This window comes from Streptomyces sp., from assembly GCF_019510245.1.
GTDB lineage: Bacteria > Actinomycetota > Actinomycetes > Streptomycetales > Streptomycetaceae > Streptomyces.
This window is the reverse complement of record NZ_JAEKKT010000343.1, coordinates 1-10,480: the sequence shown is the minus strand read 5'-3', so window position 1 is coordinate 10,480 and position 10,480 is coordinate 1. Positions and strand designations below refer to the sequence as shown.

Sequence of the window (10,480 nt, the reverse complement as noted above, 5' to 3'; positions counted from 1 at the left end):
GCGGCACCTTCGGCTACACCGCCCCCGCAACCCTGCTCTGGCGTGAAGCCGCGACAGCACGCGAGCACCTGTCCCAGGCCCTGACACCGGACGGCCGGCCCTACGACCTGTTCGGTGAGGTCCTCGACGTCCTGGCCCAGGGGCGCATGCACGTCACCCTGGTGTGAGCTGCGGTCCGCCCGACAGGCATCGATATGTCGTCTTGTTGGATTGCAGCCTGAAGATCTTTTAGCGGGATTATGTCCCGTACTGCTGCAATAAGTGAGAATGCGTCAGGCGGCGTCTGACTGCCCTCGCCGTGGTCGCCGGACTGGCCCCTGCCGGATGCCCGGCTCGAACGAGCCCGACCGCCAAAGCCTCGGCCGTCGGCCGTGCGTCTCGGCCACCCTGCGGCGCACTCGCCCAAGCCGTGACAACCGCGCTGAGAACTCTCGATGTCGAATGCCCGAGAAGGTCCAGGGGCTCCTCCGCCGCCGACCTGGACCACCTTGTGAGCCAACTCCTGGAGAAGTTCGGGAAGCCAAGAACCAGCGCGCCGACGAAGTAGATCCGCCATTTACATAAACTGTGAATATAAAGACGCTATGCTTTGAGTATGAGTCGTCCAGACACCGCTCGCGGCGCGTCCGCCGCCATCGGGGCAGCCCTCTACGGCCTGGCCACCAGGGCCGCGAGACGACTGCCCCGGGACATGAGCCTGACGTCCGCCGCCACCCTGGCCACCCTGGACCGGACCGGCCCGCGGCGCATCACCGATCTGGCCGCCGTCGAGGGCGTCACCCAGCCCGCGATGACCACCCTGGTCCGGGTCATGGAGGAGTCCGGCCTGGTCGAGCGGCGGGGCGACGCGTCCGACAAGCGGGTCACGCTGGTGTGCCTGACCGAGGCCGGCGCCTCCTACGTCCGGACGCGGCGCCAGGCGGGCGTCCACGCGTTCGAGCGGTTGATCGGCGAGCTCACCGGCGACGAGGTCGAGGCGCTGGTGGCGGCCCTTCCGGCGCTGCAGCATCTGGCAGACCTCGAAAGTCAGGACCGCGAAAGGCCGAAGCAGTGACCGGGCAGCCGGTCGGCGGGGCCGCGGTGGAGGCGTTCCCGGTGGCGCGTTCCGAGGCGCGGCTGCTGGTCCCTGCCCTGATGTTCATCGCTCTGGTCGTGGCGGCGGTCGCCAGCCTCGGGACGCCGCTCATCACCAGCGTGGCGACCTCGTTCCACGTCTCGCTCGGCAGCGCGCAGTGGACGCTGACCGTCGCGCTGCTCAGCGGCGCCGTCGCCACGCCGGTCCTGGGCCGGCTCGGAGCCGGCCCGCACCGGCGGGCCACGATCCTCGCCACGCTGGCGGTCGTCGTCGCCGGCAGCGCGCTCACCGTGCTGCCGCTGCCGTTCGCGTGGCTGCTGGCCGGCAGGGCGGCCCAGGGCGTCGGGCTCGGGCTGACGGCGCTGATGATGGGCGTGGCCCGGGACCACCTCCCCGAGGAGCGCAGCGCGGCCGTGATCGCCCTGATCTCGGTGGTCTCGATCATCGGGGCCGGCGTCGGCTACCCGCTGGCCGCACTGCTCGCCGAGTTCGGCGGGGTACGGGCCGCCTACGGTCTCGGCCTGGTAGTCACCGCCGCCGCCCTCCTGACCGCCTGGCGCTCCATGCCCGAAGCCCCCGAAGGCCGCTCCGCCCACGTCGACGTGGCAGGCGCGGTCGTCCTGGCCGCTGCGCTGCTCCTGGTGCTGTTCCTCGCCGGCGAACGGAATCTGTGGAGCCGGTACCTCGCCGTGGCGGCGGCCCTCGTCGTCGTCGCGGTGGTGCTGCTCTGCGTCTGGGCCGTCATCGAGCTGCGCAGCACGACGCCCCTGGTCGATGTGCGGGCGGTGCGGCACCCGGCGGTCGCCGGCGCGAACCTCGCCATGTTCGTCGGCGGGATCGGCATGTACCTCCTGCTCACGCTCGTCACCCGGTACGCGCAGACACCGCACGGCGCCGGCTACGGCTTCGGGCTGACGACCTTCGTGGCCGGACTGGTCCTCATCCCGTTCTCGGTGCTGGGGTTCGTCGCCGGCAAGTTGGCGCCGCGGGTCCGGACGCGGATCGCCGACCCCCTGCTCCTGGCCGGTAGCGCTGTCGTGGTCGGAGGCGGGTTCGCCCTGTTCGCGGCGGCCCGGTCGGACCTGGCCGAACTGTTCGCGGCGATGGGCGTGCTCGGCTTCGGCGTCGGCGGCTTCTCGGCCGCGATGCCCGGCGTCATCCTGGCCGTCACCCCCAAGAGCGAGACGTCGAGCGCCATGAGCTTCAACTACGTCGTCCGCAGCGTCGGGTACTCCCTGGGCAGCGCCATCGGCGGCCTGATACTCGCCGCGGGCACCGGCCCCGGCCACCTCTTCCCCGACGACAGCGCCTACACCACCGCAGCGCTGGTCGGCATCGGCGCCATGGCGATCACAACGCTGACAAGCCTCGCTGTCGCCCGCCGACGCTCGTCCGAGACCAACCCGTAAGCCAGATGCACTCATCCCAACACTGGAGGTTCCATGCCCAAGGGCTACTGGGTCAGCGTCTACCGCACCATTTCAGACCCTGAGAAGCTGGCTGCCTACAACAAGTTGGCCGCTGCGGCCGTCAAGGTCGGGGGCGGTCGGACCTTCGTCCGTGGCGGTCGGGTTGTGGCGTATGACGCCGGAATCGTCGAGCGCACCGTCCTGGTCGAGTTCGACAGCTTCGAGCAGGCCGTCGCGGCACGCGAGAGCGTGGCCTACCAGGAGGCGCTCGTCGCGCTCTCCGACGGCGTCGAGCGCGACTTCCGCATCGTCGAAGGCATCGACTGACCGAGGTCCAGACGCATCTTCACTGAAGGACTCTGCAGCCGACTCCGACCCCGCACGTCACACCGAGCTTTTGCGTTGTCGGGCTGCTGACATCCCCGTTGCGGCCGCCTTTGCCCATCTCCCTGACTGGAGTTGAGGATACGGGAGGGGCGGGATGGACGGCGGGCACGCCCCTGGGATCGGGGCGCGCTCAGCCGGGTTACGCACCGGCCGGGCCTCCGCGTCGGGCCGCCGTCAGAGTGGTGGTGACGCCAGGCGGGGGGCGTCGGCGGGGGAGGAGGCCGGGGCGCGCCCGGTGCCGGCGTGCGGGATGTCGCCATCAGCCGGAGACGTCGCGGGCGACGTCTCACGCGTCGCCGGATACCCGCCGACGCGTCCCTTCGCGCGCGCACCCGGCCGCAACCCAGCGTCGTCGACCGGACGGCAAGACGTCAGCGGAAGCCCCCAGGGCATCCTTCCCGCGGGCTCCCGCTCCGCGACACTGCCCGGCGTGTGTCCCGGCGCCGGTGATGCCTTCGGGTTGCTCTTGCGGTGATACCGGTTCGTATCCGCCGATCCGGGTACCACCGGGTGTCATGAAGCAGACTTTGCTCACCGGCCCGTGGGTGCTCGCCGGATACGCGGCCGACCGGGTGTCGGAGGGCGATCTCGCTGCGGCGCGTGCGCAGATGGGTTTCTCCCTGGCCTGGCACATCATCGTGGCGTGTCTGGGAGTCGGGCTCCCGGCGCTGACGTTGCTGGCCGAGTGGTACGGCATCCGCACCGGCAACCCGGCGATCCGTCTGCTGGCCCGCCGGTGGGCGCGCGCCATGGGGGTGCTGTTCGCTGTGGGTGCCGTGTCCGGCACGATCCTCAGCTTCGAGATGGGGTTGCTGTGGCCCGGCCTGATGGGAAGGTTCGGTCAGGTGATCGGGCTGCCGTTCGCGCTGGAGGGCATCGCCTTCTTCCTCGAGGCGATCTTCCTCGGCATCTATCTGTACGCGTGGGACCGGATGCCACCCCGCCGCCATCTGCTGACCGGCCTGCCCATCGTGATCGCAGGCACCGCGTCGGCGTTCTTCGTCGTCTGCGCGAACGCCTGGATGAACCAGCCGCGCGGCTTCACCCTGCGCGACGGCAAGGTCGTCGACGTCGATCCATGGGCGGCGATGCTGAATCCGGCCAGCCCGCCACAGACGCTGCACATGATCCTCGCCGCCTTCATGGTCGCGTCGTTCCTGACCGCCGCGGTGTATGCCGTGGCCCTGCTGCGCGGGCGCCGCGACACCTACCACCGGGCGGGGTTCTTCATCCCGTTCACGCTGGGCGCGATCGTGACACCGTTCCAGATCGTCGCGGGCGACTGGGCAGCCCGTTTCCTGGCCGACTACCAGCCGACGAAGCTCGCGGCCATCGAGGGCGTCTACCGCACCGGCTCGCATGTTCCGCTGACCCTCGGCGGCGTTTCGGACGGCAACGGGCTCAAGTACGGCCTGGAAATCCCCAACGGGCTCTCACTGCTGGTCGGTTACCGCCCGGGCACGGTCGTCGAGGGCCTGGACCGGGTACCGCCCGCCCAGCGACCGCCGGTCACCGGAGTGCACTGGGCCTTCGACCTCATGGTCGCCGTCGGCTTCTTCCTGCTCGCTCTGGGCGTGTGGCTGCTGTGGGCGTGGTGGCGCAGCCGCCGCACCGGGGGCGAGCTGTCCACTCCCCGCCTCTTCCTGGCGTTCAGCGCGGTCGCCGGCCCGGCCGCGGTGGTGGCCCTCGAGTGCGGCTGGACCGTCACGGAGCTCGGCCGGCAGCCCTGGATCGTCTGGGGCGTGATGAGCGTGCGCGAGGCGGTCAATCCCGCTCCCGGCCTCATGACCGGACTCTGGCTGGTCCTGGCCGTGTACGCCGCGATGACGGTCGCCACTGTCTACGTCCTGCGACGCCTCGCCCGCGGCACCCCGGTGCCGCAGGCACCACAGGAGGAGGACGTCACCGCCTATCCCGTCGTGTGACGATCCCCGTGACCTGTTGAACGCCCGTTGTACGACCCTTGCCCGTTGTACGACCCTTGGAGGTGACCGTGCTCGCTGACGCGGCGCTCGCCGTGATGTGGCTGGGTCTGACCTGCTACGCCTTGTTCGGAGGAGCCGACTTCGGTGCCGGGGTCTGGGACCTGCTGGCCGGCGGCACCGACCGCGGCAGGGCCCGGCGCACCCTTATCGAACACAGCATCGGACCGGTCTGGGAGGCCAACCACGTGTGGCTGATCTTCGTGATCGTGATGCTGTGGTCGGCCTTCTCACCCGTCTTCGCGGCGGTGATGTCCACCCTGTACATCCCGCTGACCCTGGCCGCGTTGGGCATCATCGCTCGGGGCGCCGCCTTCGCCTTCCGCAAAGCGAGTACCGAACTGTGGCAGCAGCGGCTGTTCGGCGCGTGTTTCGCGTTGTCCTCGCTGCTCACACCGTTCTTTCTCGGAACGGTGGCGGGCGGTGTCGCCTCCGGCCGCGTGCCGCCCGGGCTCGCCGAAGGAGACGTGCTCACCAGCTGGCTCAACCCGACCTCGCTGCTGGGCGGCGTACTGGCCGTGGTGACCTGCGCACATCTGGCAGCGGTGTACCTGTGCGCCGACGCGAACCGCGAAGGGCGGCCCGAACTGGCCGCCGCGTTCACACGCGACGCGGTGGCCAGCGGCCTGGTGGCGGGCGTCGTCGCCCTCGCAGGCATCGCGGTACTGCACGCGGACGCCCCCGAACTGTTCCACGGACTGACCCACCGCGCACTCCCACTCGTGATCACCAGCGCGGTGGCCGGTCTCGCCGGCCTCGGCCTGCTGGCCCGACGGCGCTTTGTCTCCGCCCGCGCCGCCGCAGCATTGGCGGTCGCCGCGATCCTGTGGGCGTGGGGCACGGCCCAGTACCCGGCCCTCTTGGTCGGCAGCACCACGGTCACCGCGTCCGCGGCGAACTCCTCCGTGCTGTCGGCGATCCTCATCGCGCTCGGGGCGGGAGCGCTGGTGCTCGTGCCCTCGCTGTGGATGCTGTACGCCACCTTCCAACGACAAACGGCCGACCAGCAGTCCTCCCAGTAAACTCATGGGCCCGTGTCAAAGGGACTGCCGAGCAGAGAAAACGCACCCGCGGCTTCTGGAGCCGAGCTCCCCGCCCAGGGTCTTTGGGTGTAGTCGATTCGTCCGGTTGGCCAGGGGATTCCGAAGGCTGTCGGGGGCGTTGATGGGGCGCGGGCGGTGCAGCGGCAGGCTGCGAGCCGGACTCTCTTCTCGGCTCACAGACTCGTTCAAGGCTGAGCGCGATCGCGATCGTGGCGGCTGCGGCGGCGAGCGTGTCGGCCGGCGCGAGATCCCTGACCGCGGTCACCGAGTGGATCGCGGACGCACCCTGCTCGGTCCTCCTGGCCCTCGGCATCAGCATCGACCCGTTCAGCAGGACGGTCACGGTGCCGCATCCCACCACGGTCGGGCGGCTGCTCGGCCGTCTCGACGGCGACGCCTTGGACGCGCCCCAAGTCGGAGAGGGACTCCCTCGCTCAACCAGCCATGTGCAGACATCTTGGCACGCCGCTCGCCACGAACGTCGGCCGTGCCGGAGGGCCCACAGATGCTCAGCGGGCGGTCCTGCTCGGTGGGTTCGCCGGCACCTGGCTCCCGGCGGAAGGCATGCACATACCTCTCACCCGGCATGACCTGGCTCCCTCGGCCGCTACACCGGTCCGAGCATGCTCGTCGCATTCCCGAGCTCGTCCTGTGGGCTCAGCTAGATGGCCGGGATACTCGCCCATCTGGCGGCCTACGGTGCCCACCAGCGCGGTCGCCGGCACTTCGGACTGCCCGCCGTGCCCGAGGACTTCACCGCGCCGGGGCCGGATGCGCCGACCGGGGCCTGCCGTCCCGGCTGCACCGCTCTGCAGCCGGACCGCGGTGCTTGCCGTCATCCCGACGGCGCTGCCCGCCCGACTGCCTCTGCGCCGCGTGACTTCGCCGACGACATCGACCAGCACCTCACCCGCGGCGTCTGCGCCGCCGTCCACCGGCAGCGCCGGACCCCTGTGCCGTCCCCCGAACCCCCGGAGAACCGGCGATGACCCCCGCCAAGCCCCTGCCCATCGACTGCATCGCCTGCACGGCCCGGGGGCTGTCCAGCGCACTGCTCCCAGGTCGGTCGGCCCCGACGAATGGGGTTGCCCCATCCTCAGGGACCGAACCGTCCCTGCCCATCTCCACCACCCACACCCGCCGGGCACCGCCGCCTGCCCCGCCTGGCCCTCCACGCCGACGACGGTCCTGTGTGACAGGCACTCGTGTTCGGTGATGCAGGTCAGTGCTCGTCCCCGTCGGCGCCTGAGGCCGCCTTGGAGTAGCCGTCGTGCCACGCGGCCTTCGCCCCCGAATCACCGATGCGGTAGACGTCCACGGCGGCTCCCACGGATACGACGAGCGACAGAACGGCAACCGCGATACGCACCGGTGCCGCGGACCGGCGTATGCCGCGCGCCGTCTCGGAGCCGGACGCGGTGCGGCGGGCCGCCCACCAGACGAAGACCGCCAGAACGAACAGACCCCCTGCCCAGGGCAGCAGGCCGTCGCCGAGGTCGGCGTGCCGACGCACCAGCGCGCTGCTGTCGACGTGTTCCTCCAGCCACTCCCCGGCCTGCGTGGCCAGCGGAACGCTCACGAGGGTGACCAGGGCCAGCAGCGGCAGCACCATGCCCATGCGCTGCGCCGCGCTCGACCACACCGCGCAGACCACGAGTGCCAGTGCGGTCAGGGGAACGAGTACGACGACGAAATGCACGAGCAGGACGTGCGCGGGCAGGCCGTTGATCAGGCCCATGGGAGTTCCTCCAGCAGGTTGGTCACACACGATGTGTCGAAGGCGCGCCAGCCTCGCACAGGAAGTTCTCAACTTCCTCTGAGCTCCCAGGCCGACCAGCCTTTTCCCACCGGTGAGGGGGCTGCCGGCCACGGCAGTTGGGCTTGTGTACGCCCCGCGGGGCCGGCTGTCCGTGCAGTCGGGACCGGCTGCAGCCCGGTGCTCACTCACGTGGATGTCGTTCGTGATGGCGGGCATGGCACTGGGACGCCTCGACCTGTCTTCGGAAACCGTCCAACAGCGCCTGGCCGCGCTCGGCGCCCTCACCATGACCGCGTACGGCATGTTCTTGCTGCGGGCCGACAAGGACCCGCTGGCGCCTCGCGGAACGCGAGCCGTCGTCCGGCGGGTCCGGGGCGATGCCCGCCGACGCCGGTCGTACCCCGAAACGCCGGCGTCGTTGCTCTTGACGAGGCCCACCGATTTTCACGCCGCCAGGCGTGACGGGAGCTGCTGGAGGACTCTTCAGGGGACCCGCGCTCAAGCCTCGCTGTTGAGAAGGTCCACACACTGCGGGACCGTCGCCCGCAATTCCCTCACCAACGCGCGCACGACCGCGGATCCGGCCAGTTCGGAGGTGGTGACATAGCCGACCTGGCGTGTCGGGCGCTCGAGGCCGAGATCAGTGATCGCGACCGAGTTCGCTGCTCCGACCAAGGAGAGCGCCGGCATGATCGCCATTCCATGACCTCCGCTCACCAAGGAAAGTACGGCCCCGTCGTCCTCGGCCTCGACGGTTGCCTTTGGGATCCAGTCCTGTGCTTTCCACCAGTCGCGGGTGTACGAGCCACAGTTTTCGGCCCAGTCGATCAGCGGCAGCGAGCGCGGGGCGGTGTGACCCGTCGGGTGCACCAGGACATACGGCTCTTCAAGGAGCCCGCTCGCCACCAGACCCGGTGTAAGCGGCACGGAGCCGCCGAGTGTCGCGATGGCGATGTCGGCTTTCCCGTCGGCCGCTTCGCCCGCGGTGCCGCGTCCCACCTCGCGTACGATCCGCACCCGAGGCTCGATCCCGGGATGCTGGGCGCGTAGCCGCTGAAGGACCGGCGGCAGCAGGTGGAGAGCCGCGCTGCGGAAGGCCGCGATCCGCAGCGGCCCCTCCGCCGCGTCGGACCGGGCCGCACCGCGCGCCTCGGCGTTCAGGACGTCCAGCAGGCGCAGGATGCGGCGGGCGTGCGCCACGGCCTTGTCCCCGGCGCGGGTCGGACGGGCGCCGGAGCGGCCGCGATCGAAGAGCACGGTACCGATCTTGCGCTCGCTGCCGCGCACCGAGTGAGAGACCGCGGACTGAGTCAGACCAAGTGTCTCGGCCGCGGCCGAGAACCCGCCGGCGTCCGCGACCGCAACCAATACGCGCAGTTCGTGCGGGGCGAGATCGGAGTTGGTCGTGCGGGCCACGAGGCGCCACCTCAAGACATGAGAACTGCTCATGGAACGGTCTGTCGCATGAGCCCAACCGGCTGCCCAGGTGGCGCATTCCCGTCCCCACGGCTTTCCCACCGCCGACCACTTCGCCTTCATCGAGTCCACGCTTCCCGAGCCCGCGGCCGGCAGCGCACTCGTGGAAAACCTCTACTGGTCCGTCGACCCATATCACCGCGAGATGATGGACGACGTGCCCGGCGGCTTCGCGCTCGACGCACCGCTGGAGGGCCGCACCATCGGCCGAGTCATCGCCTCGCGCACGCCTCGGCTGGCCGAGGGCGAGCTCGTGTTCCACAGACAGGGTTGGCGCACGCATGCAGCGGTCACGCCCGAGGAGATCCGACGGCTGCCCCGCTTCGAAGGGGTGCCCCTGACCGCGTACTTGAGCACCCTCGGCGGCACCGGCCTGACCGCCTATGTGGGCCTCACTCGCATCGCCCGGCTCCAGGAGGGCGAGGATCTGTTCGTGTCGGCAGCGGCGGGCGGGGTCGGCACGGCGACAGGCCGGTTCGCCAGACTGCTCGGCGCCGGACGGCTCGTGGGCAGCGCGGGCTCGGCAGCGAAGGTCGGCCACCTTACGCGGGAGGTGGGCTACGACGCCGTGTTCAACTACCACGACGGGCCCGCGGCGGCGAGCAGCTGGCCGCGGCGGTGGGAGTGCTCCGCGAGTTCGGGCGCATCGTGCGCGTCGGCACGATCAGCCAGTACAACACTCCCGGCACGGCGTCGGCGATCTTCAACTACGCCGACATTGTGGAGAAGAGTCTCCGCATGGAGGGGTTCTTGGTCGGCAACTACCGTGACATGCAAGAGGCGTTGTACGAGTTCGCGGTGCCGCATCTGCAGAGCCGCCGGCTCCCGTTGGACGAGACGGTGCTTGACGGGTTCGAGCACATCGTGGACGCGTTCCTGGGAATGCTGCGCGGCGAGAACACCGGCAAGATCATCGTGCGAGACCGTACGGAAGCCTCGTCCGTAGGTTGACACCCAACTCGGTATCGCGGAGCGGCCGCCGTCCGGGTCTGGACGGGGCGAGCGCGAAGGCCTCGCCACCATGTGGGGGGTTGTCGAGGGCGCCTGGATGCGTCGTGGCACAGCCGAGTACGGTCGGTTCTGCGATTCCTCTGGAGCAGGAGGCTGACCCCGCCCCCGCGGAACCATGCGTATGTGGCCGTCGTATCCCGAGCTCCGGCACAGGATCTGTGATGCAGGTACGTGCTGGCCGTAGCAGGCGAGCGGTCAGCGGGCCGTGTCCAGAACCCGGACCGTGTTCCGCTCGCACTGCAGGCACTGGCGTGCGTCAAAGGGTGGCGGTCGTCCCCTCGCCGGAGGCGCTGCCCGCGAGCCACTGGTCCCATCCCAGGTTGAAGTCGGCGTAGCCG

8 protein-coding genes and 1 pseudogene are annotated in these 10,480 nt (G+C 70.3%); 7 read left to right on the top strand and 2 right to left on the bottom strand.

The features are described from left to right. Nucleotides 1-691: 691 nt before the first annotated feature. The 6 genes from JF597_RS51005 (at nucleotide 692) to JF597_RS50980 (ending at nucleotide 6,885) form a co-directional block, all read left to right on the top strand. Entirely contained in the window at nucleotides 692-1,054 is a 363-nt protein-coding gene (locus JF597_RS51005) for a MarR family transcriptional regulator (protein ID WP_366916574.1), read from the top strand. Continuing rightward, nucleotides 1,051-2,484, top strand: a complete 1,434-nt coding sequence (locus tag JF597_RS51000) for an MFS transporter (protein ID WP_294013310.1) — start codon at nucleotides 1,051-1,053, stop codon at nucleotides 2,482-2,484. The genes JF597_RS51005 and JF597_RS51000 overlap by 4 nt, the downstream gene beginning before the upstream one ends. Before the next feature lie 33 nt (nucleotides 2,485-2,517). Beyond that, nucleotides 2,518-2,811, top strand: coding sequence for a DUF1330 domain-containing protein (locus JF597_RS50995; RefSeq protein ID WP_294013308.1), 294 nt, complete (start codon nucleotides 2,518-2,520; stop codon nucleotides 2,809-2,811). A gap of 575 nt (nucleotides 2,812-3,386) precedes the next feature. Next, nucleotides 3,387-4,796, top strand: a complete 1,410-nt coding sequence (locus tag JF597_RS50990; protein ID WP_294013306.1) for a cytochrome ubiquinol oxidase subunit I — start codon at nucleotides 3,387-3,389, stop codon at nucleotides 4,794-4,796. A gap of 68 nt (nucleotides 4,797-4,864) precedes the next feature. Beyond that, a complete protein-coding gene (locus tag JF597_RS50985) occupies nucleotides 4,865-5,875 on the top strand; it encodes a cytochrome d ubiquinol oxidase subunit II (protein WP_294013315.1) in 1,011 nt (336 codons plus the stop codon). Between the two features lie 686 nt (nucleotides 5,876-6,561). Further along, nucleotides 6,562-6,885: a hypothetical protein gene (locus JF597_RS50980; protein ID WP_294013303.1), complete on the top strand. Its 324-nt coding sequence runs from the start codon at nucleotides 6,562-6,564 to the stop codon at nucleotides 6,883-6,885. Nucleotides 6,886-7,118: 233 nt separating this feature from the next. Here the strand turns inward: JF597_RS50980 and JF597_RS50975 are convergent, their stop codons facing one another. Both JF597_RS50975 and JF597_RS50965 read right to left on the bottom strand, forming a co-directional pair. Continuing rightward, nucleotides 7,119-7,634: a DUF2231 domain-containing protein gene (locus JF597_RS50975; RefSeq protein ID WP_069761936.1), complete on the bottom strand. Its 516-nt coding sequence runs from the start codon at nucleotides 7,632-7,634 to the stop codon at nucleotides 7,119-7,121. A gap of 519 nt (nucleotides 7,635-8,153) precedes the next feature. Beyond that, entirely contained in the window at nucleotides 8,154-9,071 is a 918-nt protein-coding gene (locus tag JF597_RS50965) for a LysR family transcriptional regulator (protein ID WP_294013298.1), read from the bottom strand. Between the two features lie 70 nt (nucleotides 9,072-9,141). On the opposite strand from JF597_RS50965, the pseudogene JF597_RS50960 reads away from it, so the two are divergent. Continuing rightward, a pseudogene (locus tag JF597_RS50960) lies at nucleotides 9,142-10,082 on the top strand (NADP-dependent oxidoreductase). Nucleotides 10,083-10,480: the final 398 nt, after the last annotated feature.

Coding starts and splice junctions, on each gene's coding strand:
- JF597_RS50990 (WP_294013306.1), top strand. CDS start 3,387: ATGAAGCAGACTTTGCTCACCGGCCCGTGGGTGCTCGCCGGATACGCG.
- JF597_RS50975 (WP_069761936.1), bottom strand. CDS start 7,634: ATGGGCCTGATCAACGGCCTGCCCGCGCACGTCCTGCTCGTGCATTTC.
- JF597_RS50995 (WP_294013308.1), top strand. CDS start 2,518: ATGCCCAAGGGCTACTGGGTCAGCGTCTACCGCACCATTTCAGACCCT.
- JF597_RS51005 (WP_366916574.1), top strand. CDS start 692: ATGAGCCTGACGTCCGCCGCCACCCTGGCCACCCTGGACCGGACCGGC.
- JF597_RS50980 (WP_294013303.1), top strand. CDS start 6,562: ATGGCCGGGATACTCGCCCATCTGGCGGCCTACGGTGCCCACCAGCGC.